This window comes from Dorea sp. D27 (genome assembly GCF_001185345.1).
In the GTDB taxonomy this organism is placed as follows: domain Bacteria; phylum Bacillota; class Clostridia; order Lachnospirales; family Lachnospiraceae; genus Extibacter.
The window spans coordinates 68,366-94,019 of record NZ_KQ236745.1 but is presented as its reverse complement, the minus strand read 5'-3'; the positions used below and the strand labels follow the sequence as shown (position 1 = coordinate 94,019).

23 protein-coding genes are annotated in these 25,654 nt (G+C 50.0%); 3 read left to right on the top strand and 20 right to left on the bottom strand.

Annotated elements, in window-relative coordinates; genetic code table 11:
• Nucleotides 1-6 precede the first annotated feature (6 nt).
• A complete protein-coding gene (locus HMPREF0980_RS11780) occupies nucleotides 7-2,013 on the bottom strand; it encodes a hydantoinase/oxoprolinase family protein (RefSeq protein ID WP_049729292.1) in 2,007 nt (668 codons plus the stop codon).
• A 391-nt stretch (nucleotides 2,014-2,404) separates the two neighbouring features.
• On the opposite strand from HMPREF0980_RS11780, the gene HMPREF0980_RS11775 reads away from it, so the two are divergent.
• A complete protein-coding gene (locus HMPREF0980_RS11775; protein WP_006441829.1) occupies nucleotides 2,405-2,605 on the top strand; it encodes a cold-shock protein in 201 nt (66 codons plus the stop codon).
• Nucleotides 2,606-2,748: 143 nt separating this feature from the next.
• On the opposite strand, the gene HMPREF0980_RS11770 is transcribed toward HMPREF0980_RS11775, so the two are convergent.
• The 15 genes from HMPREF0980_RS11770 to HMPREF0980_RS11700 all read right to left on the bottom strand — a co-directional run bounded on the left by HMPREF0980_RS11770 (nucleotide 2,749) and on the right by HMPREF0980_RS11700 (nucleotide 20,182).
• Entirely contained in the window at nucleotides 2,749-3,192 is a 444-nt protein-coding gene (locus tag HMPREF0980_RS11770) for an amino acid-binding protein (protein WP_049729291.1), read from the bottom strand.
• A gap of 17 nt (nucleotides 3,193-3,209) precedes the next feature.
• Nucleotides 3,210-4,541: a phenylacetate--CoA ligase family protein gene (locus HMPREF0980_RS11765; protein ID WP_049729290.1), complete on the bottom strand. Its 1,332-nt coding sequence runs from the start codon at nucleotides 4,539-4,541 to the stop codon at nucleotides 3,210-3,212.
• Between the two features lie 24 nt (nucleotides 4,542-4,565).
• Nucleotides 4,566-4,985 (bottom strand): ACT domain-containing protein, encoded by a 420-nt coding sequence (locus HMPREF0980_RS11760; RefSeq protein WP_049729289.1) that lies wholly within the window; start codon nucleotides 4,983-4,985, stop codon nucleotides 4,566-4,568.
• Nucleotides 4,986-5,025: 40 nt separating this feature from the next.
• Complete coding sequence (locus HMPREF0980_RS11755) at nucleotides 5,026-5,604, bottom strand: indolepyruvate oxidoreductase subunit beta (protein ID WP_049729288.1); 579 nt, start codon at nucleotides 5,602-5,604, stop codon at nucleotides 5,026-5,028.
• Nucleotides 5,604-7,358, bottom strand: coding sequence for an indolepyruvate ferredoxin oxidoreductase subunit alpha (gene iorA / locus HMPREF0980_RS11750; protein ID WP_049729287.1), 1,755 nt, complete (start codon nucleotides 7,356-7,358; stop codon nucleotides 5,604-5,606). Before iorA ends, HMPREF0980_RS11755 begins: the two co-directional genes overlap by 1 nt.
• A gap of 3 nt (nucleotides 7,359-7,361) precedes the next feature.
• Nucleotides 7,362-8,672 (bottom strand): phenylacetate--CoA ligase family protein, encoded by a 1,311-nt coding sequence (locus HMPREF0980_RS11745; protein WP_049729286.1) that lies wholly within the window; start codon nucleotides 8,670-8,672, stop codon nucleotides 7,362-7,364.
• Nucleotides 8,673-8,739: 67 nt separating this feature from the next.
• A complete protein-coding gene (locus HMPREF0980_RS19165) occupies nucleotides 8,740-9,480 on the bottom strand; it encodes a DUF3784 domain-containing protein (protein ID WP_198146264.1) in 741 nt (246 codons plus the stop codon).
• Nucleotides 9,481-9,498: 18 nt separating this feature from the next.
• Nucleotides 9,499-9,978 (bottom strand): pyridoxamine 5'-phosphate oxidase family protein, encoded by a 480-nt coding sequence (locus HMPREF0980_RS11735; RefSeq protein ID WP_242847400.1) that lies wholly within the window; start codon nucleotides 9,976-9,978, stop codon nucleotides 9,499-9,501.
• A gap of 155 nt (nucleotides 9,979-10,133) precedes the next feature.
• Nucleotides 10,134-11,042 carry a helix-turn-helix transcriptional regulator gene (locus HMPREF0980_RS11730; RefSeq protein ID WP_049729284.1) on the bottom strand — a complete coding sequence of 303 codons (909 nt, stop codon included), beginning with the start codon at nucleotides 11,040-11,042 and terminating at the stop codon, nucleotides 10,134-10,136.
• 50 nt (nucleotides 11,043-11,092) lie between these two features.
• Nucleotides 11,093-12,424, bottom strand: a complete 1,332-nt coding sequence (mgtE, locus tag HMPREF0980_RS11725) for a magnesium transporter (protein WP_049729283.1) — start codon at nucleotides 12,422-12,424, stop codon at nucleotides 11,093-11,095.
• 284 nt (nucleotides 12,425-12,708) lie between these two features.
• Nucleotides 12,709-13,191 carry a hypothetical protein gene (locus HMPREF0980_RS11720; RefSeq protein ID WP_049729282.1) on the bottom strand — a complete coding sequence of 161 codons (483 nt, stop codon included), beginning with the start codon at nucleotides 13,189-13,191 and terminating at the stop codon, nucleotides 12,709-12,711.
• A gap of 55 nt (nucleotides 13,192-13,246) precedes the next feature.
• Nucleotides 13,247-14,113: a DMT family transporter gene (locus tag HMPREF0980_RS11715; protein ID WP_049729281.1), complete on the bottom strand. Its 867-nt coding sequence runs from the start codon at nucleotides 14,111-14,113 to the stop codon at nucleotides 13,247-13,249.
• Between the two features lie 17 nt (nucleotides 14,114-14,130).
• Nucleotides 14,131-18,594 carry a PolC-type DNA polymerase III gene (locus HMPREF0980_RS11710; RefSeq protein WP_049729280.1) on the bottom strand — a complete coding sequence of 1,488 codons (4,464 nt, stop codon included), beginning with the start codon at nucleotides 18,592-18,594 and terminating at the stop codon, nucleotides 14,131-14,133.
• Nucleotides 18,587-19,642, bottom strand: a complete 1,056-nt coding sequence (gene ispG / locus HMPREF0980_RS11705; protein ID WP_049729279.1) for a flavodoxin-dependent (E)-4-hydroxy-3-methylbut-2-enyl-diphosphate synthase — start codon at nucleotides 19,640-19,642, stop codon at nucleotides 18,587-18,589. The genes HMPREF0980_RS11710 and ispG overlap by 8 nt, the downstream gene beginning before the upstream one ends.
• A gap of 78 nt (nucleotides 19,643-19,720) precedes the next feature.
• Complete coding sequence (locus HMPREF0980_RS11700) at nucleotides 19,721-20,182, bottom strand: hypothetical protein (protein ID WP_049729278.1); 462 nt, start codon at nucleotides 20,180-20,182, stop codon at nucleotides 19,721-19,723.
• Nucleotides 20,183-20,365: 183 nt separating this feature from the next.
• Here HMPREF0980_RS11700 and HMPREF0980_RS11695 point away from each other — a divergent pair, with 183 nt between their 5' ends.
• Nucleotides 20,366-20,719: a helix-turn-helix domain-containing protein gene (locus HMPREF0980_RS11695; RefSeq protein WP_049729277.1), complete on the top strand. Its 354-nt coding sequence runs from the start codon at nucleotides 20,366-20,368 to the stop codon at nucleotides 20,717-20,719.
• 13 nt (nucleotides 20,720-20,732) lie between these two features.
• On the opposite strand, the gene HMPREF0980_RS11690 is transcribed toward HMPREF0980_RS11695, so the two are convergent.
• From HMPREF0980_RS11690 to HMPREF0980_RS11680, 3 genes are read right to left on the bottom strand one after another with little or no spacing between them, the layout of a single operon-like run.
• Nucleotides 20,733-21,452 (bottom strand): type 1 glutamine amidotransferase, encoded by a 720-nt coding sequence (locus HMPREF0980_RS11690; protein ID WP_049729672.1) that lies wholly within the window; start codon nucleotides 21,450-21,452, stop codon nucleotides 20,733-20,735.
• A gap of 14 nt (nucleotides 21,453-21,466) precedes the next feature.
• Nucleotides 21,467-22,807 carry a MurT ligase domain-containing protein gene (locus HMPREF0980_RS11685; RefSeq protein ID WP_049729276.1) on the bottom strand — a complete coding sequence of 447 codons (1,341 nt, stop codon included), beginning with the start codon at nucleotides 22,805-22,807 and terminating at the stop codon, nucleotides 21,467-21,469.
• A gap of 18 nt (nucleotides 22,808-22,825) precedes the next feature.
• Nucleotides 22,826-23,785, bottom strand: a complete 960-nt coding sequence (locus HMPREF0980_RS11680) for a carbohydrate kinase family protein (RefSeq protein WP_049729275.1) — start codon at nucleotides 23,783-23,785, stop codon at nucleotides 22,826-22,828.
• A gap of 170 nt (nucleotides 23,786-23,955) precedes the next feature.
• Between HMPREF0980_RS11680 and HMPREF0980_RS11675 the strand changes: the two genes are divergently transcribed.
• Nucleotides 23,956-24,231 carry a DUF1294 domain-containing protein gene (locus tag HMPREF0980_RS11675; RefSeq protein WP_330375905.1) on the top strand — a complete coding sequence of 92 codons (276 nt, stop codon included), beginning with the start codon at nucleotides 23,956-23,958 and terminating at the stop codon, nucleotides 24,229-24,231.
• Here HMPREF0980_RS11675 and xylB read toward each other — a convergent pair.
• Nucleotides 24,191-25,651, bottom strand: coding sequence for a xylulokinase (gene xylB / locus HMPREF0980_RS11670; protein ID WP_049729273.1), 1,461 nt, complete (start codon nucleotides 25,649-25,651; stop codon nucleotides 24,191-24,193). The two genes, HMPREF0980_RS11675 and xylB, sit on opposite strands and share 41 nt — an antisense overlap.
• Nucleotides 25,652-25,654: the final 3 nt, after the last annotated feature.

The following is a 25,654-nucleotide window of genomic DNA, read 5'->3' as shown; positions in this document are numbered from 1 at the left end:
TCCTCCTTACACTTTTGTGATAATCATGCTTCCGGCCCCGTCTACTGCCAGCCTCCACTTTGGCGGAACTACGGTCGTGGATGTCAGCTCTACAATAATCGCCGGACCTTCGACCATGCTTCCCGTCGTAAGCTGTTCTCGTGCATATACGTTCATATCATGCCGTGCACCGTCAAAATATCCGGGGAGCCGCTCGATGACGTCCGCCTGGCCTCCGCCTTCTCTCCCTGCTGCCTGTGACTTTTTGACCGGCACGACGACCGTCACCCGGTAATTCACTACTTCAATAATGTCGTCCGGAGAATGATGTCCGTACAGCCGCTCATATATGCCGTTGAACTGCTCCTCTATATAATCTCTGCAATATCCCATGCCCTCCGGTATGTCCACGGATATGGTGTATTCCTGGCCGAAATATCTCATATCCAGGGAACAGATATATTGTTTTGCCTGCTGCGCGATACCTTCCTTTTCCAAAACCTTCTGCAGCTCTTCTTTCAGAAATTCAAAGTTTCTTTCGTATGCTTCCTCCTTCAGACGGTCCAGCAGGCACAGGCTTGTGACTGCGGCATCGTGCCGGATATCTGCCTGCAGCATGCCCCATGCGGAGAATACGCCTGGGTTGGCGGGAACGATTACTTCCTCTATGTCCAATTCCTCTGCTATGAGCGCCGCATGCATCGGTCCCGCCCCGCCGAATGCCAGGATAGAGAAGTTCCTCGGGTCTATGCCTCTGCGTACCGTCAGCTCCCTTATAGCGTCTGCCATCTTGTGGTTTGCAATCGTACACACCCCCTCTCCGGCCATCACCATATCGAGTCCAAATCTCTTTCCGTAGCTTTCAAAGGCTTCTTTTGTCTTTTCCTCATTTATCTTCATCCGTCCTCCGAGAAAATGTCTGGGTGACAGATGCCCCAGCACGAGATTGGCGTCCGTTATCGTGGGAGCTGTTCCCCCTTTGTCGTAGCAGACCGGACCCGGCACCGCACCTGCACTCTGTGGACCGACCCGCATGCCGCCTGCTTCCTCCCAGGCGATGCTTCCGCCGCCTGCTCCGATGCTGAATACATTCACTGTAGGAGCAAGGATTGGAAATCCTTCCATCTCTGCCTCCACTGCCGTCTCAATCTTGCCATTTACCACGAGGCTGACATCAAAGCTCGTTCCTCCTATGTCAAACCCGATGATGTTCTCCCTCCTGATGGCACTGGCTCCGATGGCTCCGCCTACCGGTCCGGACATCAGTGTCTGTACCGCTTTGACAGCCGCCATCTCCGCGCGTATCACACCTCCGCTTGACTGCATCATATACAGGGTGCCACTGAACCCTCTCTTCTCAAGCTCACCGGCCAGTGCGTACACATGGTGCCTCGTGCTCGGTGCCACATAAGCGTTCATCACCGCCGTACTAACCCTTTCATACTCACGAGACTCCCGGGCAATTTCATGAGACGCGGTGACAATCACATCCTCATCCAGATGCTCCTTCAGAATCCGGCATACCTTCTGCTCGTTCTCTGTATTGATATAGCTGTTTATGAGGCATACCGCGATTGCTTCATACTGCCCCTTCAGCAAAGGAATCAGTTCCCTCATCGTCTCATATGTAGCTTCCTTCTCTACCTTACCCTCATAAGTAATCCGTTCATCAATTTCATAGATATCTTTGCGGGGTATGAGCGGCTCTGGTTTCCTGTAATGGCTGTTATAGATTTCCGGACGGTTGGCCCTCGCAATCTCATAGACGTCCCGAAACCCTCTCGTAGTAACCAATGCACAGTGCGCGCCTCTCCTTTCTATCACAGAATTTAATCCGGATGTCGTGCCATGTACGATACTGGCAACCTCTTCGTAATTCCCTGACGTAAGCTCATCGAAACCCTTAAGCATTCCTTCCTCCAGCGCCTGAGGGGTCGTAAGCACCTTCGTGGTCGTCAGGCTGCCTGTCTCATCGTCAATCAGCACGACATCTGTGAATGTCCCGCCGACATCGGCTGCTAATCTGTATGACATATCCCTTCCTCCTTATGTTTCTGCAGTATCTGCTGTCATGTGAATTTGCTGCATTCATTGATAATCGCTGTAATAATATCTCTGATAATATCAGAAAGGCTAAAAAAAATTGACCGGTCAATAGCCATTTCTTTTTTAATTTGATTAAATATTAGCATCCGTACATCTTTTTGTCAATACAATTCTGTAATTCAATTTAGCTGCATTACTGTTCATTAACCAATTATAATCTGCATATATCTCGCAAATTTAGTAATATTGCAAAAAAGATTGTCGAATGCATTGACTTTTTTATAAAAATATGCTAATCTGACGAGGTATTATCTATAGATTCATTTTATAGGTGATACGGTATCTAATTATTTATTTTATTTTTTATGGAGGTAACACAATGAACAGAGGTACAGTAAAGTGGTTCAACAACCAAAAAGGTTATGGTTTCATCTCTGATGAGACTGGCAACGATGTATTCGTACACTACTCAGGTCTTAACATGGACGGATTCAAGTCTCTGGAAGAAGGACAGGAAGTAGAGTTCGAAGTAACTGAAGGCTCTAAAGGTCCTCAGGCTGTTAACGTAACAAGAGTTTAGTCAATTGCATTAATCAGAATTTGGATGTACCTTTTTATATATAAAACAAGACTTGAATGATTGATTTAGATATTAAAAAGTAATACATGAAATGAGATTAAAGAAAAGGGGGATGTCTGAAATGACATCCCCCTTTTTTGTCTTTACATATTCGCCCTGTACGCCTCATCCGCGCTGTACACGTCAAATCCGCTGCCCTTCAGGATATCGATGACCCTCGCCGGATCGTCGCTTTTGAGTACCGCCGCGGCATCGCTTCCGTTGGCAAACGCATACATATATTCGATATTGACTTCACCTTCCACAATCTGGTGCATCGCTTTGCTCAGGGAACCGGTGGCGTGGGGCACACGCAGCGCCACTACATCTGTCAGCATAGCCGTAATATCTGCTTCCTTCAGAACCGCCCTCCCTTTGTGGGGATCGGACACAATCATACGGAGCATACCGTAGTCGGATGTGTCTGCCAGGCTAAGAGCTACTATATTCACTCCACCTTCCGCAAGTATGGCAAGCACTTCGTCAAGACGGCCCTCTCTGTTTTCCAAAAATACTGATAACTGCTGTACTGTATTACTCATACCCATCTCTTTACCCTTCCTTCTTACAAGTCTCTCTTATCGATGACACGCTTTGCCTTGCCCTCGCTTCGTTCTATCGTCTTAGGCTCAACGAGCTTCACTCTTGCAGACACGCCGAGAGCCTGCTTCAATACTGCACCGACCTTATTCTTCAATTCATCCAGCTTACGAATCTCGTCTGAGAAGTATCGTTCGTCCACCTCTACCATGACAGTCAGGACATCAAGATTGTTCTCCCGGTCCACAATCATGAGATAATGAGGAGCCACCCCGCCGCCAATGGAGAGAAGTGCAGTCTCTACCTGTGTCGGGAATACATTGACGCCGCGGATTACTTTCATGTCGTCCGTACGGCCTGTGAACTTCTGTATTCTCGGCAGCGTCCTCCCACATTCGCATGTGCTGTATTCGATGCTTGTCAGATCCTTTGTCCTGTAACGAATCAACGGCATCCCTTCCTTGGCAAGGGTCGTAAATACAAGTTCTCCTGTCTCTCCGTCTGCGCAAGTAGTATAATCTCCAGGATTCAGAATCTCAGGATAAAAATAATCTTCATACACGTGGAGTCCTTTGTGGTGGATACAGTCCATGGCGACCCCCGGCCCAGTTATCTCGCAAAGCCCGTATATATCGAAGCTGTTGATATGCAGGATGCCCTCTATCTTCTTGCGCATCTCATCTGTCCACGGCTCCGCCCCGTTAATGCTTGCCTTAATCTGGAGGCGGTCCACAATTCCAGCTTCCTGCGCCGCCTCGGCCAGATAGAGCGCATAGGACGGTGTACAGGCGAAGGCTGTCGCCCCGAAATCTTCCATGCACATGAGCTGGCGCTTCGTATTGCCGGACGACATCGGTATCGCCATCGCTCCGAGCGCCTTCGCCCCGAGATCCAGACCCATACCTCCTGTGAACAGGCCGTATCCGTAACATACATGAATACGGTCGGCCTCTGTAAGCCCTGCCATCGTAAGCCCTCTCGCAACACATTCGCCCCACACGTCCACGTCATTCTGCGTATAAGAAGCCAGGGTAAGCTTCCCGGTCGTCCCGGATGTCCCCTGCACTCTCGCAATCTTCTCCTGAGGAACCGCCAGAAGTCCGAACGGATAGTTGTCTCTTAAGTCTTCCTTGGTCGTGAACGGAAGCTTGCCTATATCTTCAATCCCCCGGATATCACCCGGCTCCACTCCGATCTCATCCATCTTCTTCCGGTAGAACTCCACATTCTCATATACGTTCTTTACCTGTTGTACGAGACGCCCGCTCTGAAGCGCGCTCATCTCATCCCTGCTCATACACTCTATCTTCGGGTCCCTGATCTTTTCCTTCCAGTCTTTTAATGCTACTCCTGCCATGTCCATCTACTCCTATTCTTAATCTTATAAATCTGACTCTTCTACAATCTTTACACCTGCATCCTTAAGAATCTGAGCTGCTCCCTCATAGTCATCCGTGCTGAATACCAGAACCGGCGCTTTTCCTTCGCGGATTACAAATGAATAGATGTAGTTTACATTTATTCTGCCTTCTGCAAGTATTGCCAACATCTGATTAAGATTGCCTTTCTTGTCTTCCAGCTCTACGCCTATCACGTCATGAAGCCTGACGACAAATCCCTTCTCAGTCAAACACCCCTTCGCCTCTGCTGGCTTATCGACTACGAGACGAAGGATACCAAACTCTGGTGTGTCAAAAGACGCGACAGCCCGGATATTAATGTGAGCCTCTGTGAGACGCGACGTAACATCCATAAGACTTCCCGGCTTGTTCTCCACGAATACTGATAATTGCCTGATCATACCACACCTCCTTAATTTTCATCAGGTACCCCGGGGACTTCTACCTGGCTTCCAGATTATATCCCACATCAAACGCCTGCCTGTTTATATCAACCGTTTTCGGCGGCACTGTCTTTTCTATCACATCGTACCACTGCTCTTTCGTAAAGTCCATGTGCCTCGCGGCGACGCCGAGCACAATCATGTTGAATACTCTGGAGTTTCCGAGCTTCCTGGATTCCTCTGTAGCATTGACGCTGTATAGCCTGTACTCTTTGCTGAGCTCTTCCAATATATTGTCCGGATATTTTGCAGCCCCGATGACGACCGGCATAGGATCGATCCTCCAGTCATTTACAATCAGGGCACCGCCCTTTTTGAGATAATGCGCGTACCGATAGGCCTCAAGCCGCTCGAAGGCAATGACGATATCTGCCACGCCCTCTTCTACGATCGGCTCTGCCACCTTATCGCCATAGCGGACGAAGGTGACGACACTCCCGCCCCGCTGTGCCATTCCGTGCACTTCCGAAAGCTTGACATCATAGCCGAGCTCTATCGCAAGCCCCCCGAGTATCCTGCTCGTGAGAAGCGTTCCCTGACCGCCTACACCAACTATCATTATATTTTTTGCCGTCATTACCTGTCACCTGCCTTTACTATTTCTATCGCGTCGAACTTACATAAGTCCTCGCACAAGCCGCAGCCGGTACACATCGTATCATCGATATATATCGTTCCGTCCTCATTTCTTGTCATGGCCGGACACCCCGGTTTCATGCACATTCCACATGTTTTGCACTTGTCCCTGTGAGCAGTGTAAACCGGCTTTCTTGCTTTGCTCAGAAGCACGCACGGTGATTTCGTTATAATGACGGACACTTCCTCTCTGGCCGTCTCTTCTTTGATGACATGTTCAAGAGTACCTATATCAAACGCGTTGACCTCCACTACATGCTTGACACCTACGGCACGGCACAGCCCTGGTATGTCAATCGCATATGTCGGATCTCCCTGCAGCGTCTTTCCCGTTGCCGCATGATCCTGATGCCCGGTCATCCCTGTCGTGGAATTATCCAGTATCATGACCGTTCCCGTAGCATTGTTGTACATCATGTTCATGAGAGAATTGATACCTGTATGTAAGAAAGTAGAGTCACCAATCACTGCAACCCAGTTCTTGATATACTCTTTTCCCTTTGCTTTTTCCATCCCGTGCAGGCTGGAGATGCTCGCTCCCATGCAGATAGTAGTGTCCACTACGCCAAGGGGGGCAACCGCTCCGAGCGTATAGCATCCGATATCTCCGGCGGCGTGCATCTTGAGCTTCTGCAGCACGTAGAACACACTCCTGTGCGGGCATCCCGGACATAATATCGGGGGACGCATCGGTGCCGGCTTCGGAGCAGCGATTTCCAGCTCCTGTCCGAGAACAGCTCTGCGGATCATATTGGCGCTGTATTCTCCCTGTACGGTAAATATCTCTTTTCCGATGGCTTCAATACCCCACGACTTCACCTGTTCCTCTATTACCGGGTCCAGCTCTTCCACGATATAGAGCTTATCTACTTTGGACGCAAAGTCCTCTATCATCTTCCTCGGCAGAGGATTGACCATGCCGAGCTTCAATACGGAAGCCTCCGGCATCGCCTCTTTTACATACTGATAAGGGATACCGCTCGTTATGACTCCTATCTTAGTGTCATTGAATTCTGCCGTGTTGATTGGCAGAGACTCCGCGGCTTCTGCCAGCTCCAGATTCCTCTTCTCAATCTCCACATGCCGGAGCTTTGCATTACCCGGCATCATGACTGTCTTTTTGACATCCTTTACATAAGGCCGGTCTTCTATCTCCTCACGGTCCGATAGCGCTACAAGTCCCTGGGAATGTGCAAGCCTTGTCGTAATACGGAATACGAAAGGACGGTCGAACTTCTCGCTCAGCTCATATGCCGTCTTCATGTACTCCTTCGCCTCAGAGCTGTCGGATGGCTCCAGAACCGGCAGCTGTGCCGCGCGGGCCACCATGCGGGTATCCTGCTCATTCTGAGAACTGTAAAGACCCGGGTCGTCGGCCACGACGATGACCAGTCCTCCGTTCACCCCCATATACGATACGGTATAAGCCGGGTCGGCCGCTACATTGAATCCGACATGCTTCATACATGCCATCGAACGCACCCCCGAGACAGAGGCTCCAATTGCCACTTCTGTCGCCACTTTCTCATTTGGTGACCACTCACAGTACAAGTCGTCTTTATACTGGACGAGATACTCGCTGATCTCCGTGCTCGGTGTTCCCGGATAAGCCGCCGATACCTTCACCCCGGCTTCATATGCCCCTCTGGCAATCGCTTCATTCCCGAGCATTACTACTTTCTTTCCCTCTGACATATCTTATAGTCCATCCTTTCTCATATCGGTCACTCTCTTTGCCTTTCCCTCAAATCTCTGCAGAGAATACGGGGCGACAAGCTTAATCTGTGTCGCAAGGCCAAGCTGCGCCTTCAGTCCCTTCTTAATCCGCTGCTCCAGCTCGCTCAGCTTGCTGTAGCTGTCAAGCAGACGGTCATCTATCAGTTCTACCGTTATCGTCATCACGTCCAGACGGTTCTTCCGTTCTACGACAATCTCGTAATGAGGTCCTATCTCCGGAACCTGGAGCAGGACTTCCTCTATCTGTGTCGGGAATACGTTGACGCCCCGGATGACAAGCATATCATCCGCACGCCCGGACAGATTCTCCATTCTGACCGTCGTCCTGCCGCATTCGCACGGTTCGTACATCAGCTTGGTCAAATCGCCGGTACGGTATCTCACAAGCGGAAGGGCTTCTTTGCCGAGACAGGTCACGACCAGTTCCCCGTGTTCCCCCGGCGGAAGCACCTCTCCCGTCTCAGGATCGATTACTTCCGGTATGAACCAGTCCTCGTTGACATGCATGCCGCACAATCTCTCGCACTCCCCCGCCACACCAGGGCCGCACAGCTCGCTCATGCCATAGTTCTGGGTACATAAAAACTGCTCTCCCCATACTTTATGCATCTCGTCTCGCATCGGCTCCGTCATTCCTTCCCCACCGAACAATCCTATATGTACCTTCAGGTCTCTGGAAGGGTCAAGCCCTCTCGCCCTGATTTCTTCACCGAGATGCAGCGCATAGGACGGTGTCGCCACGAGAAGCGTCGTCTCCATGTCCTGCATAAACATAATCTGCTTCTTCGTATTGCCCGATGACATCGGGATAACGGAGGCTCCTAACTTTTCCAGGCCGCCGTGAAGCCCGAGCGCTCCCGTGAACGTCCCGTACCCGAAAGCGATCTGAGCCACATCGTCCGGCGTGGCGCCGCCCATACAGGCAATCCTTGCCACGTTGTTAAGCCATACGTCGAGATCCTTCTTCGTATAGCCTACTACCGTAGGTTTTCCGGTCGTTCCGGAGCTGGCATGGAAACGCACCAGTTCCTTTTTATCTACCGCAAAAAGTCCCATTGGATAATTATCTCTGAAATCTGCTTTATATGTAAATGGAAGTTTCCGCAATTCTGTCAGGCTGGTGATATCATCAGGCTTTACGCCCGCCTCGTCCATCTTCTTCCGGTAAGGCGCTGATCTTTCATATATGTAATGCACCGTCTCCTTAAGCTTTTCAAGCTGTATGTCCTCAATCTCAGCTCTCGGCAGGGTCTCTTCTTTCGCCCAAATCATGTTATTTCCTCCTTCATACGATACATGCTTTTTTTAGTATAGCACATTGCTTTCACAGATTAAAGCATTAATTTGCGAAAAAATCTTCCCTTTCTGAAATTTCCTGATACAGATTCCTTGTCTTTGAAGGCGTCTTTCCGTTGATTACGACCGTACCATATACCGTGTCCATGACGACATATTCATCGCAGTCTGTATAGGAGTACAGATGATATGCGCCAAATTCGCTGTTCTTAAAGCCACCTGCCTGTATACGGAAGCTGCCGATACCCCCGGTACGTCTGCCCACCTCCATATCGTCTTCATATGCGATAGACTTGATATCGCCATATGCTACTCTTTTATTCCCTAACATAGACGTATGGATATTCATACTCTCCTCTTCAAACCGCACCTTGACATCCCCCGTATAAAGCACTGCTGCCACGATGATGCCTATTACTACAAGTACCGCCACGGTAACCTTCGTCATGAACGTATCTTTCCTCCCCGCCACCGTGCCCGCCGCAGGCTTCTTTTTCCTGCAGATCGTATTCGTCGCTATGGCAAGGAAGATGACGACACCGAAGATGCCGACCGGCATGATCCATCTCAGGCCGCGGGGAAGGTCGTATTCATATATCCCACATAGCAGAAGGATAGCTGTTATGACAGACATGCCCGCCCCCATGACACGGCAGAGCTTCTTCTCGTCGTATCTTGCCTTCTCCTCTTTATCTGCGGTATTATAGCCCGCTATGAGAAAGCTGCCTCTCCCGGACAGCAGGATTATAGATAATACCGCGCATATGGCCGTGACAATCCACATAAAACCACCCCTTTTTCATCAGTTGGTGCCGTCGTGATGCTTGCAGGCATATTCCTGAAGCTCCACCTTTATGACGGCCACGGCGTTGATCCATTTCTCGTCAAAGTTATCAAAGTCTTTCCCCGTCTGGTGCTTCATGATTACTTTCAATGCCTTCCGCTTTTCTTGCGCGTCTTCTTCTATGACAGCCCTGCCCGTGCCGATAAGGCTCGCAAAGCAATAGCTGTGGCTGCACGGCTTGTCAGCAGGCAGAAGCCCGTGCCTGCAGTCAAGCTCTATGCCCACATGAGGATTCTCTTTGAGCACTTCCATCTTCCTTCCGACTTTTGAGCTGTGCAGATAAAAGGTAAGCTTTCTCTCCTCGCGTATGTAGCCGAAATTCATCGGCACGATGTACACGCTGCCCTTGTCGCACAGCCCCATCCGGCACACGCTGCACTCGTCAATCACCTTGCATATCTCCGCCATATCCTTGATTTCACGTTTTGGTCTTCTCATCGTCATCATCCATCCTTCTTGTATTATTAGCCGAAGCGGTCGCCCGCACGTTATAGTTTCAATTATAATAAGAAAACTCCCATATTTCAATGTGAAATCATGGGAGTAAGATTATTCCATAATATAAGCCGTCCGGCTCTTACGCTCTGTTCCTGCTATCTGTCATTATATTTCTCAAAGATTTTCCCCGCGATATCATGAAGGCGGCTGCGCAGCCCAGCTGGTTCCAGCAGCTCCGCTTTATCTCCAAAGCTTAAAATCCAGCTGAATATATTTTCCTCGTCCGCAAAATCAAACCGGAACAGCAGTCTTTTGTCCTCCTGTTCCTCAAAGCAGTCCGCTCCATATTCTTCGATAAGCCTCCATCTCATTTCAGGAGCAAATACAGCTTTTACCGGTATGTGCCTGTCATATGCCGAATCCGCCGGCAGCTCATAGGGCTCTGCCTCCCGCTCCGCAAACTGCTCCGGGAGCACTTCCAGCTCCAGCATGCGGTTCAGCTTGAACAGACGGTAATCCTTCCTGTCCGGGCAGTATCCGCGGACATACCATGACGCCCACTGGAACACGAGAAGGCACGGTTCGATCTTCCTGACACTCTCCCCCTTGGGCGCATAGTAGCGAAAAGCGATATATCTCCGGTTTTCTATCGCGTCCTGTATCTTCTCTATCTTCGGTGCCAGTGTCGTTTTGTAGTAGGAGGACAGATCTATGAGTATGTGGCTGTTGGACGCAAGTGTAGTGCTCCTTACATCGAGCTTATCCATCAGCTGTCTGTATCTGCTCGTCCCGGCCACGCTGTCCAGGCTTTTCAGCCCTGTCAGTATGGCCTGCATCTCTGAAGAAGTGAGAAGCGTCTTCTCCAGCTTATAACCTTCCATGATGGATATGCCGCCCCCGCTTCCCTGCGTGGTGACAAGCGGTATCCCTGCCTTGCACAGATCCTCGATGTCTCTGTTGACCGTCCTCCTGGACACTTCGAACTTTTCCGCCAGATACGGGGCTGTCACCTTTTCCTGCTGCAGCAGCACAGATAAGATACCTATCAGCCTGTCTATTTTCATAAAAGCAGCCGCCTTTCTATTTTCCCATTTTACACGGGCAGATTCCTGCCTTACAGATGGAATACCATTGTCGCAATCTTGAAGAAGATGATGATGGAGCATGTATCTACTATCGTCGTGATGAGCGGTGCCGCCATAATCGCCGGATCCAGCCTGAGCTGTTTCGCGAAGATTGGCAGCATGCAGCCCACCATCTTCGCCACGATAATCGTGCCGATAAGAGAGATGCCTATCACTGCCGCCAGTCCCAGATCCCGGTGCATGACGTAGATTCGGATACCGTTGGCCGCCGCCAGCACTGTCCCCACTACGAGCGATACCCGGAATTCCTTCCATACGACGGTAAACAGGTCTTTAAAGTGCAGTTCGTCAACTGCCAGGCCCCGGATGACGAGCGTAGAGCTCTGTGAACCACAGTTGCCGCCTGTATCGGTAAGCATCGGTATAAATGATACGAGAAGCGGAACGGCAGCGATTGCCGCTTCATACCGGGTGATGATAGTGCCTGTTATAGTAGCCGAGAACATCAGGAATAATAACCAGCCGATGCGGTTCCTGGCATGCCGGAACACTCCTGTCTTTAGATAGGATTCTTCATTTGCCGCCATTGCCGCCATCTTGTGCATATCTTCTGTCGTCTCGTCCGTAAGGACTCCGATGGCGTCGTCAAACGTCACGATACCGACAAGACGTTCCTCAAGGTCCAGAACCGGTATGGCTATGAGGCCATATTTGCGGAACAGCTTCGCTGCATCTTCCTGATCGTCGGTCGTCCGCACGGAGATAAAGTTATCCTGCATCAGATCCGCAATTTGGACTGTCTCTGCATTTGTCATGAGTGCTTTGGCCGTCACGATGCCGACAAGCTTCTTGCGCTCTACCACGTAGCACGTGTATACCGTCTCGCTCTCGATTCCGACCCGGCGGATCTTTGCAAGCGCCTGGCCGACTGTCATCTCTGGAGACAGCTCCACATACTCTACCGTCATGATGCTTCCTGCACTGTCTTCCGGATACTTCAGCAGCCGGTTGATATCGGCCCGTGTCTCCCCGCTTACGTGTTCCAGAAGCTTCGTTACAACGTTGGCAGGCATATCTTCCAGGAAATCCACTGCATCATCCGTGTACATCGTATCCAGAATATACGAAATCTCCTGGCTCGTGAAGCCTTTAAGCAGCGTCTGTCTCTGATCATCCTCCATATAGGAAAATACCTCCGCGGCCTTCTCCTTGTCTATCATGCGGAATATGGCCGCCAGCTCCGAATCATCCAGCTCCATAAGAAGTTCTGCCAGGTCGACCGGATTATATTCTTCCAGCATGTTGTGGATTTCTTTATACTTCTTTGCAAACAGTAAATCTCTCAGCGTGTTTCTTATCATCTTGCGCCTCCTTGTCCCGGACAGAAAAATGCTGTCCGCCCTGGTACCGGACAGACAGCACAAAGTAAAGTCTGGCTCTATTATAAATCTGTTCGAACAAAAGACGTACTTTTTTCAAAAGAACGATTCAAAAAGGGCAGACTCCACGTACATGCCATATCCGGTTGTCATCTTCAAGTTACAACTTCGTCCCGAATGACCATCCATGTAGGTTCGCCTCCCTTTCTTTTTAATATTCTTTCGTGACTTTAATCAGCATAGCTCACTTATCCGTAAAAGTCAAGTCAGCTCCCGCTGTTTCTTATCCGGACCAGCGGTGTTATCGATACAGCGCCCGATATGTCTATGTTCCGTGTGGTAGACGGATACGTCAGATGGAATGACAGCCTTGCCTCCGAGACAGCTGCCTCATTTGTCGTGAAGCTGCCGGACGCGGAAGCATTACGCTCCGTCCCTGTCGGCGCAAAGAAGGAATACAGTCCCCTTAAGCTCCCGTTTATCCTTGGAACTATCTGCATATATCCGTTCGGTTCCGGCGTTGCCAGAAATATATAATCTACAAGATAAAGCCAGCCCGGTTCGAGCATAATATCCGAGTCCCCCTCAAGGCGTATCCCCTCTCCCACGTTAAAAAGCTGTATAAGCGGAAGGCTGCTCCCTGATGCAGGACTGCTGGTCACACCGAACTGCGCAAAAAAATCCGGCCTCTCTTCCGGTGCCGGAGGACAGACCGGCGGTTTGTTGCCATTGCAGCATCTTAACTTCATATTCTACACTTCCTTTAATCCTTTAGTATAAAGTATAAGAAGCTGCCTGCTTTTGTTACTTTTCTCTTCTCAAATTATAGAAGAACATGAGAACTGCCATAGCACAGATAATGAGATAGCCAAGCCAGCTTAAGATGTCCGGTATCTGGCCGAAGACGAAGAATCCGAGCAGGGCCGAAAATATAATCTGTGAATAGTCGTACACCGATATCTCCCGCGCCGGTGCATGGCTGTACGCCGCAGTGATTCCAAACTGTCCGCCCGCGGCGGCAAGGCCTGCGAGCAGGAGCATCAGTACCTGCATCCATCCCATCGGATGAAAGTCGAACAGGAGGAACGGAAGTGTCACCAGGCAGGAAAACGCGGAGAAGAAGCATACGATGAGCGGCCCCTTCTCTCCCCTGAGGCTCAGCTTCCGCACGAACGTATATGCCGCTCCTGCCCCGAGGCCGCCTGCCAGACCAATCAGAGACGGAAGCAGGTCCATGTTGGAAAATGTCGGCCTGATAACGAACAGGCTGCCTGCAAATGCGCCCGCCACTAGAAGTGCCTGCACTACTGCCACTCTCTCCTTCAGAATAAAAAAGCTGAAGATGACGACAAAAAACGGAGACATCTTATTCAGCATCGATGCGTCGGCCAGAACAAGATGGTCTACCGCATAAAAGTTGCAGAGTATGCCGACCGTACCGAACAGTGAACGAAGCAGCAGCAGCTTAAAGTTCCCCGATTTGCATTTCATCGGAATGGCATCCCGCCTTAGGATGGCAAAGGCAAAGAAAAAGGCCACCAGGTTGCGGAAGAAGCTCTTTTGTACAGAAGGCAAGTCTCCGGAGAGACGTACGAACATGTTCATGAGCGCAAAGCAGAACGCCGAAAGTACAATATATAAGATTCCTTTATATCTGTTTTTTCCACACATCTGATACCATACCACCTTTACATGCTAAGGTCGAACAAGGACAGCTGGTTGGACTCCGGAATATCTCCGAACAGTCCCATATCCGCCATGTAGTCGATGACCGTCTTGCTGGCCTTCGTGCGCTGTCTGAAATCATCCCTGGATAGGTACGGTCCGTCCTTCGCTGCTTCCTCCACTGCCTCGGCCGCCTTGTCACCCATGCCGTCTATACTGGAGAGGGGCGGCATAAGCTTTCCGTCGATAATCTGGAACTTGGAGGCCTTCGCCCTGTAGATATCAAGCGGCATGAACTCATAGCCCCTCGCGTACATCTCCTGTACGATCCTCATATCCTTCATCGTATCCTGCTCCTTCTTGCTGAGCGAATCAGACCGGCGTTTATAATCATTGATATAATAGTTCAGCTTTTCCTTTCCCTGGCACATCAATTCATAGGAAAACGCATCTGCCCGGATCCCAAAATAAGCGCCGTAATACGCAAGCGGATAATTGATCTTACAGTAGGCGATGCGGTAGGCCATCATAACATACGCCGCGGCATGGGCCTTTGGAAACATATACTTGATCTGTTTGCACGACCAGATATACCAGTCTGGAACGTCCGCCTCCTTCATCGCCTTTTCAAATTCCGGCGTAAGCCCTTTCCCTTTCCGGACTTTTTCCATGATTGTAAAAGAAAGTTCACTGTCCATCCCTTTATTGATCAGATAAGTCATAATATCGTCACGGGTACAGATAGCGGTAGAGATGGTCGCCTTGCCGCTCTTGATCAGTTCCTGGGCATTGTTGAGCCACACGTCCGTCCCGTGGGACAGGCCGGATATACGAATCAAGTCCGACAGCGTCTGCGGCTTCGTGTCCACGACCATCTGGACGACAAATTCTGTACCGAATTCCGGGATGCCGAGACATCCTACCGGACACCCCCCAATGTCGTCCGGCTTGATTCCGAGCGCCGACGTGTCGTGGAACAGTGACATGACGCCTTGGTCGTCCAGCGGAATCTTCGTCGCGTCAAAACGGTTGTCCGTCTCGTTGTATTCGTTCTCCATCGCCGGTGAGCTTATGAACTCTTCCAGCGTCTTGATCATAGTCGGATCATCATGCCCGAGGATATCGAGCTTCAACAGGTTGTGGTCAATGGAATGGTAATCAAAATGTGTCGTGACAATATCTGTTGTCATATCATTCGCAGGGTGCTGTACCGGCGTAAAAGAATTGATATCCTCACCGAGCGGGAGTACGATGATGCCGCCCGGATGCTGGCCTGTGCTGCGCCGAATTCCGGTGCAGCCCTGTACGATCCTGTCAATCTCGCAGTTCCGCTTCCTCTGTTCCCGCTCTTCAAAGTAATTTTTAACATAGCCAAAGGCTGTCTTATCGGCAAGTGTGCCAATGGTACCTGCACGGAACGTCTGCCCGTCTCCGAATATGACTTCTGTATATTTGTGCGCGTTGCTCTGGTAATCGCCGGAAAAGTTCAAGTCAATATCCGGTTCCTTGTTACCCTTGAAACCGAGGAACGTCTCAAACGGAATATCAAAGCCGTCCTTTACGAGCTTCTCTCCGCACACGGGACACATTTTATCCGGCATATCCCAGCCGCATCCCCCTGCATATGCCCTTACTTCTTCCGAATCAAAATCGCTGTAATGGCAGCTTTTGCAGTAGTAGTGCGGACTGAGCGGATTGACTTCCGTTATGCCCGCCATCGTCGCGACAAAGGAAGATCCAACTGAACCACGCGACCCCACGAGATATCCGTCCTCATTGGACTTCCACACGAGCTTCTGGGCTATGATATACATCACGGCAAAGCCATTGGATATAATCGAGTTCAGTTCCCGCTCCAGCCGCTCCGTAACGACTTCGGGAAGGTCATCCCCATACATGGAACGGGCCTTGTTGTAACAGATATCCCTCAGCATCTGGTCGGAATCCGGAATGACAGGTGGGCATTTGTCGGGACGGACAGGAGATATCTTCTCCACAGAATCAGCAATCTTATTCGGATTGTCAATCACGACCTCCCGTGCTTTTGCAGAACCAAGGTATTCGAATTCAGCCAGCATCTCATCCGTCGTGCGCAGATACAGCGGCGCCTGCTCATCTGCATCTGTGAACCCCTTGCCGGCCATGATGATCCGCCTGTATACCTCATCTTCCGGATCCATGAAATGAACATCGCACGTAGCCACGACAGGCTTGCCGAACTTCTCTCCCAGCTTGACAATCGTCCGGTTCATGTTCTTCAGGTCATCCTCTGATCGTATCTTTGAAATCCGCTCGCTGGCAATCATAAATTTATTATTGCCGAGCGGCTGAATCTCCAGATAGTCATAGAAGTTGACGATACGGGCAATCCGCTCCTGTGACTTGTCGTCCAGAAGCGCCTGATACAGCTCTCCCGCCTCGCAGGCGCTGCCTACTATGAGCCCCTCTCTGTATTTGGACAGTTCGCTCTTGGGTATCCTTGGCTGCCGTCCGAAATAATCCAGGTGGGACTTGGATATGAGCGTATACAGGTTCACTCTGCCAATCTCATTCTTAGCCAGTATGATGACATGGAACGACGGAAGCTTTTTTATCGCGTTGGCATTCGAAGATCCGAACTGATTCAGCTTCCCAAGCGTATGGATATCCCTCTCTTTCAGCATATCGACGAACCGGACGAATATCTCCGCCGTGGCACCCGCGTCGTCCACGGCCCGGTGATGGTTCTCAAGCGAGATATTCAGCGCCTTGGCAACGACGTTCAGCTTGAATTTGGACAGCGTGGGCAGCAATATCCTGGCCATGGCTACCGTGTCTACCGATGTAAAGTCCGGTATCCTATCCATATATCGGCAGTTCTGGTCTATAAATCCCACATCAAATCCTGCGTTGTGCGCTACGAGGGCCGCATCCCCGACAAACTCCAGGAACTCCGGCAGCGCCGTCTCAATCGTGGGCGCATCCATGACCATCTGGTCCGTGATGCTCGTCAGCTGTGTGATACGGAATGGAATCGGCACCTTCGGATTCACAAAAGTGCTGAACTTCTCTGTAATCCTGCCCCCCTCTACCTTCACTGCGCCGATTTCGATAATCTTATCTTTGATAGAACTGAATCCTGTCGTCTCGAGGTCAAATACGACGAACGTATCATCTAGCGTCTGCCCCTTTTCATTCACCGCAACATCCGTCAGGTCGTCCACAAGATATCCTTCCACCCCGTATATGACCTTAAACGGATCCTCTTTGTCCAGCGTCTCAATATAATGGTTTGCATCCGGGAATGCCTGCACCACGCCGTGGTCGGTGACGGCGATCGCTTTATGCCCCCAGTCATGCGCCCTTTTTACGAGATCTTTCACTTCTGTCACGCCGTCCATATCACTCATCTTTGAATGGCAGTGAAGCTCCACCCTCTTCTCCGGGGCTGTGTCCTTTCTCGACTCTGTAAAGTCTGCGATTTTCTTGATTCCCGTTACAGAACCTATCGTAAGCTCTCCGTCAAACTTGTCAATCGTAGTGACTCCCTTTATCTTCAGAAACGCTCCCTTTTTGATATCTGCCAGTATGTCCGCCAGCTGTTCGTTTCTGACAAACATCTTAACGGTAATCGTATCTGTGAAGTCAGTGACGGCGTACATGACGATCGTCTTCTCATTACGGATTTCTCTCGTATCAAAGCTTATGACCTTGCCGCGGACGGTAATCTCGCCCATCTCCCCTATGACCTGTTCCAGCTCAATCGTCTCATCGTCGAAATTCCTTCCCCAGATAAGGCTTGGGTCGTCGGACGGCTTCTTATAGCTTCCAAAAGAATACTTGTCCCTCTTTTCCTGCCTGCCCGGCTTTGGAGGAGCTTCTTTCTTTTCTTCTGCTTCCTTCTTCTGTTCCGCTTTCTCCTGGTGCACGGCAGCCGTACGTTCAAGGATTGCTTCCACTTCCTGGCGGATCTTCGCCTCATTGTATTTCAGCTTGCTGTCTTTCGCCTCTCCATACACGACGCGGACCTCCACTTTAAGCCCGAACCTTTCGCAGAACACATTCTCAAGGTAGGAGGTGAGCGATTCCTTCTTTCCTTTGGCAACAATCGTATCCGTCAGTTCCAGACAGAGTATATTGCCATCTTCAAAAGAGTACCTGGCGCTCTGCAGCATGCTCCGCTCCACGACGCTTCTCTCGTTCAGTTCCAGAATCATGCTGTCCACATATTCATTCATCAGGTTCTCTGGCGTATACTGCCCGGACAGTTCGTAACGCTCTACCAGCTCTGTCCTGATTCTGCTTCGCCCGAACAGCTGGTCTTTCAGCATCTTCTCCATCTCATAGATACGCCTTTTCTGGAGCAGATGGCGGCTCCGTATATGCACTTTGATAAACTCTCTGTCCGAATTGGTCGCCACTTTGAGGACATCGACCCCGGAAAACAGCATCTTCATGTCTTCATCTGTCTTCAATGTTGGAAATACTTCAAAAAATGATTTACTCATCCCAATGCACCAACTCCTGTCTAAGCGTCTCCAGCAGCTCTTCTTCTCTCACCTTTTTGACAACTTCCCCTCGTTTGATGAGCAGTCCTTCTCCGATTCCTCCGGCGATACCTATGTCTGCTTCCCTTGCTTCTCCGGGTCCGTTTACGACGCAGCCCATGACAGCCACCTTGATATCAAGCGGGAAATCCGCCACCATATGTTCCACCTCGTTGGCCAGCCCGATCAGATCAATCTTTGTCCTGCCGCACGTAGGGCACGATACGACTTCTATGCCACCTTTCCTCAGGCCGAGCGTCTTCAAAATCAGCCTGGCTGATTTGATCTCTTCTATCGGAGAGCCGGTAAGGGATACTCGTATCGTGTCGCCGATTCCTTCGTTCAGGATAATTCCAAGGCCGACGGAAGACTTTATATTGCCGGACAGCAGCGTTCCTGATTCTGTGATGCCGACGTGAAGAGGATATGGACATTGTTCTGCTATGAGTTCATGCGCTTTGACACACATCATGACATCCGATGATTTGATACTCACCACAATCTCCTCGTATCCCATCTGCTCGATCATATGCACCTTATCCATGGCACTTTCTACAAGCCCTTGTGCAGTAACTCCCCCATACTTTTCCAGCAGCTGCTTCTCCAGGGATCCGCTGTTGACACCGACGCGGATTGGTACGTGGTATTCTTTTGCCTTGTCCGTCACCGCCCTTACCCGGTCCTTTCCTCCTATATTGCCCGGATTGATACGTATTTTGTCCGCCCCGTTCTCGATTGCTCCTATCGCGAGCCGGTAATCAAAATGAATATCCGCCACAAGAGGTATATGTATGTGCCTTTTGATATGTGCAAGCGCATGAGCCGCCTCCATCGTAGGCACGGCACACCGTACAATCTCACAGCCCGCGCTTTCAAGCTTCAGAATCTGTTCCACTGTAGCACTTACGTCTTCTGTCCTCGTATTGGTCATAGACTGTATGGCCACCGGACTGCCTCCTCCTATAAGCACACTTCCAATCTGTATTTTTTTCGTCTCATCTCTCTTCATGACACACCTCCTGCAAAATAAAACCCCTCTATCCTTCACCTTTCTTTCCCGGCGTCAATAGAGGGATATCCAATCTTATTATTTTTTCGTAAATACCATCTGTTCGCCATATTCGCGTTCCGTCAACGTCAGGGTATCTCCATCCACGCTGTAACCAAACGTAGTGGTGACAGAACTGAGCGCATTGTCAAGCGTCTCCTCTGTGAGCATCCCGTCGGATTGTTCCACCGCCTTCTTCACCTCGGATTCATTCATCTTGATCGTGACAGTCTTTTCATCCTTATCAAGCACATAATCCATCTTGATGTCTGCATCGTAATCTTCGGCAAGGGCCGGGACATTCACGGTAAGGGAATTATTTCCTTTGATTGACAGGACATAGTTCCCGTCCTCGTCCTCCCATGTACCTTCCAGCGGGTTAGTCGTGAACAGCTTTGTCAGAAGAAACACCGCAATCAATACAATCAACACCGAACTGACAAGTGTCACTACCGTCCAAATCTTGCTTCTTTTCGCCTCATCATTTTTTGCAATTATCATCTATCATAATCCTCTCGGTTCATTTATTTAAATTATAGGTTGTTTCCCTTCTTATGTCAACGCAATCCATTTATGTTCCGTTCCGAAACTTTGCCGCAACATTTTGTTGATATTCGGCACATATCCTCTACTTTCCGGGAACACTTGCTAAAATAAAGCTCATAATGCAGAGGAGGTAGCGGTATGTCATTTGATAAAAGGTTGAAAGCCCTGCGTCTGAAAAATGAGATGACACAGGATTATGTTGCCCGCCGGCTCAATGTGGCGCGCTCTACCATCGCCGGATACGAGACTAAAAACAGGCAGCCTTCACACGAAAAGCTGACTGCGCTTGCCAACCTCTTTCACGTGTCCATCGATTATCTGCTGGAAGGTGAAGAATCCATCACCTTGACACCGTCGCAGTCCGTACCGGAACCTGTCACAGAACGGAACTTCCTGGAACGATACCGCAGCCTTTCCCCTGAGTCCAAAAGGGATGTGCTGAAATGTATCCATCTTCTGGAACTGCGTGACGCAGAACAGGCGGGTTCCTGAGATGTCCTTTCCTTTATTGTTTTACAAATCTGTGGTAAATATACCCGTTTGCTTCCTTCTCCCGGCTGTCATCCAGAGGTTCCAGCTCTGTGGCGCCGTACCGGCGCTCCAGCGCTTTTTGTATGAGCCAGTCGCAGACTTGCGGATTCTTAGGCAGCAGGGGGCCGTGGAGGTACGTACCAATCACATTCTTATATACGACTCCTTCGTACCCGCTCTCTCCGTCATTTCCCGCACCGTACAGAACCTTTCCGAATGGCGTGTTGTCATTGATAAATGTCCTGCCGCCATGATTTTCAAAGCCGACTACAGGCATCTCACACACGCTGCTCTCCAGCACGATATTGTCAATCAGCCTTCCTTCTCCCTGTTCCGTATATATGTCCACGAGGCCGAGCCCTTCGATGGGACCTTCGTCCGTCTTATAATACTTGCCGAGCAGCTGGTAGCCGCCGCATACGGCTATGACTACTCCGTTGTCTTCTACATATTCTTTGAACTGCTCCCGGATGGCAAGCAGATTTTTACACACAATCCTCTGTTCCCGGTCGGAGCCGCCGCCAAGTAATACGATATCAAGTTCCTGAAAGTCAATCTCATCTCCTGTATTAAATTCAACCGTCTGCGCTTCAATCCCTCTCCATCCGCACCGCTTCATCATACAGGCGATATTACCGCGGTCGCCGTAAAGGTTCAGAAGGTCCGGATAGAGATGTCCGATTGTCAGTTTCATGTCTTTCTTATCCATCACTTCTCCCCCTCCAGCCTTTTCAGCACATTTCTTGTACTGAAAAGCGCAGTATAGTTAACAAGTACGTACAGATTGCCACAGCCATTTTCCAGCCTCTCACATATGGCATTTTCTACATCGGCCTGTATCGTATTCGGAATATCCGTATATTTTAGGCGCAGTCCCATGTCATGGCATCGGATGCCGCTGACGGTTACGGAATCGACGTCATCTTCCTTAAACCGGTCAAAGTCGACGTCCCAGAGCCAGGACACGTCTGTACCGTCCTGAGCATTGTCATTGATTACAATGATAATATCTTTCCGGGAAGTATCCTGCATAACTGCAGAGATATTCTGATTGAATCCCGCCGGATTCTTGGCAAGGTTCAGGATGACGCCGGTGCCGCCTATCTGGAACTTCTCCATCCTGCCGTTTTCTGGATTGAACTTCTCAAGCATCTCATTGAAATGTGCCAGTTCAAGCCCGGCCGTCCTGCCCGCCGTATAAGCTGCCAGAATATTATATACATTATAGAACCCTTTGTAATCTGCCGCAATGCTCCTGCCCTCAACCTTAAAGGCCAGACGGTCCCCAACTTCAACCTCTGATGCATCAAACTGTATGTCCGGACGTCTGAAGTCACACTCTGTACATGCATAGTCGCCTAGCTGGCTGTAATGATAGAACTTGTAAGCAAGCGGAGCACCGCACCTTTTACAGAACCGACCTTCCCGTATCTCCTGTGAACCGTTGTCGTCCACCACCTGTTCACTGATTCCATATGTTATATATCGGTTGCCGCTCTCCATGGCAAGGAAAGCGGACAGTGCGTCATCACCGTTCACGATTACCGTCATCTCAGGGGCTGAACCCATCACTTCCTTTAATATATTCATCGTAATGTCAATCTCCCCGTAGCGGTCCAGCTGGTCACGGAACAGATTGGTCAGCACCATGTAATCTGGCTTGAAATGCGGAACTACTCTTCTTGTAGATGCCTCGTCCACTTCGATACACGCATAATCTGCATCGAGGCGGCCACTGTTTCCTGCCCCGAGCACAAATGCGGCTACAACGCCGTTAAGCATATTAGAGCCTGTATGGTTGCAGACCACTTTATTTCCTTCTGCCTCCAGTGCGGCACAGAGCATATTGTTCGTCGTCGTCTTGCCGTTCGTGCCGCATACGATAAAGACTCCTTTCCTTACCTGCCCCGATAGCTCCTTCAGGACAGACGGACATATTCTCAAGGCAATCTTTCCGGCCCACGTCACACCTTGCCGATGGAAGATATGAACACTTATTTTTTCTGTAATTTTAGCCGCCCAGACGGCCAGCATTCGTCGTAATCCCATAATAATTCCTTCGCTATTTTACTTGTGTATCAATGCCTCTATATCCGCAGGCTCCGGCATAGAACGAATAGCGCCCTTTTTCATCGTGATAAGAGCAGCACCCGCATTGGCATATGTAAGGATATTGCCAAGCTGGCTCTCCGTCAGCATATCCAATCCATAATCCAGTATTCCCCCGATGCCGCAGCCACAGAACGTGTCCCCGGCGCCTGTCGTCTCTATCGCCTTGACACGGAACCCTTTGCGTTCCACGCGGGTGCCTTTATAGTATGCCCTGCTTCCGTCTTTCCCCATCGTGAGGAAGATAAGCGGAATTTTATATTTTTCTTTCAGATACAGTATTCCCTCATCATAATCTTCTTTTCCTGATACGAACTGAATCTCATTATCTGAGATTTTCAGCATATCACAATATTGGAATCCAAATTCCATGGCTTCCTTCGCGTTATCAAGTGAATCCCAGAGCGGAGGGCGCAGATTTGGATCGAACGATATGAGGCAGCCGGCCTCTTTTGCCACGTCAAGCGCTTTCTTTGTGGCGCTCCTCACAGGTTCATCTGTCATGGAAAGGGTACCAAAATGAAATACCTTTGACCGGCGGATCAGGTCATAATCCACTTCCTCTTCCGTCAGCATCATATCCGCCCCCGGCTTCCTGTAAAAGGAGAACTCGCGGTCTCCGTCAGGAAATGTATGTACAAAGGCCAATGTCGTATGAATCTGCTCATCCAGGATAAGCCCTTTTGTCTCTATCCCAAGTCCGTCTATCGTATCCTTCAAGAGGCGTCCGAACTGATCCTGTCCCACTTTTCCGATAAAGGCAGTCTTTTTACCCAGCTTGTTCAGCATGGCCAGTACATTGCACGGCGCCCCGCCCGGACATGCCTCAAACATATTATTCCCCTGGCTGCTCTGTCCATTCAGCGTAAAATCGATCAACATCTCCCCAAGTGCCGTCACATCGTATATCTTATCCATAAACTCTGCTCCTTATTTCCGATATTTTGTTACCGCCCATCTGGGCTCTGTGTACCAGATAATTCTATCATAACCGGAACTGATTTTCCACAGGTAACTTATATCTATTTGCGCCCACGCATTGCCGGAACCGCCTGTATATGTTAAAATGCGCCTGGGAGGAAATGTTTATGCTCTTCGTGGTTCTTTATCTTATATGTATAAATATGATTTCATTCGCGCTCTTTGGGTTGGACAAGTCAAGAGCAGTAAAACGGCAATGGCGCATTCCTGAGAAAACGCTGCTGTTTGCCGCGCTTATCGGTGGCGCCTTCGGCGCGGAAACGGGCATGCTCTGTTTCCGTCATAAAACAAAGCACGCCCGCTTCCGCATCGGCATTCCTGCCATTATTATCTTACATCTTCTTATTGGTATAAGCATTTCACTGTCGGATATATCTTTTTGAACCGGCTGTATTTTTCTTCATACTTCTCTACCAATGCCGGCTCCGGCTCCACAGTATCCACAACTTTTACAATCTTACGCGCGATCGTCTCCACATCAGGATATTCCCCACATCCGACAGCCGCCAGCATGGCACCGCCCAGAGCCGGTCCTTCTTCGCTTTCTATCACATCCACTTTCATATTCATGACATTGGCTATGATTTTCTTCCAGAGGGGGCTCTTTGCGCCTCCGCCGCATATTTTCGTTCGTTCTATATTGACGCCGAGGCTTCTCGCCACTTCAAGCGAATCACGAAGCCCGAATGCCACTCCTTCCAGAACCGCCTGGGTCATGTCTTCTCTCGTCGTGTCCATGGACATGCCGATAAACATGGCTCTCGCTTTCGGATTATTGTGGGGAGAACGCTCTCCCATGAGGTAAGGCAGATAGAACACGTTGTTCTCGCCAAGCGCCCTGATTCCTTCCTGTTCCGCGGCATAATCTTTTGTCTTCAGTATATTTTCCGCCCACCATTTATTGCAGGAGGCCGCGCTCAGCATGCATCCCATGAGATGATAGCTGCCGTCCGCATGCGCGAAGGAATGCAGTGCGTTATGTTCATCAACGCCGAATTTCCTGCTTGATATGAATATCGTTCCGGAAGTGCCGAGAGAGATGTTGCACATGCCGTCTCCTACCGTTCCGGTCCCGACTGCCGCAGCGGCATTGTCTCCCGCCCCGGCTATCACCTTGACTTCAGCGCTCAGCCCAAGCTCTTCTGCCACTTCCTGCCTTAACGTACCGACAGGCTCATAGCTCTCATAGAGCTTCGGAAGCTGCTTGGAACTTATCCCGCACACGTCAAGCATCTCATCCGACCAGCGGCGGTTCTTCACGTCCATGAGCAGCATGCCCGACGCGTCCGACACATCGGTACAGAAAGTGCCGGACAGCTTGTATGCGAGATAATCTTTCGGCAGCATAATCTTCGCAATCTTTTTAAAGTTCTCCGGCTCATGCTTCTTCATCCAGAGAATCTTAGGCGCTGTAAAACCGGCAAAAGCGATATTTGCAGTATATTCCGACAGCTTGTCTTTACCGATGACCTCGTTCAGGTAATCCGTCTCTTCCCCTGTTCTGCCATCGTTCCAGAGAATCGCGGGACGGATGACATTATCTCTTTCATCAAGCGCAACGAGGCCATGCATCTGTCCGCCGAAGCTGATGCCTGCCACCTCGCTTCTGTCAAATCCTTCCGTCAGCTCTTTTATCCCTTCTATCGATTTTTCAAACCAGTCTTCCGGATGCTGCTCGGACCAGCCGGGATGCGGGAAAAACAGAGGGTACTCCTTGGATACGATATTCTTTATATCTCCTTCTTCATCCATCAGCAGAAGCTTTACTGCAGATGTTCCCAAATCAACTCCTATGTACAACATGAC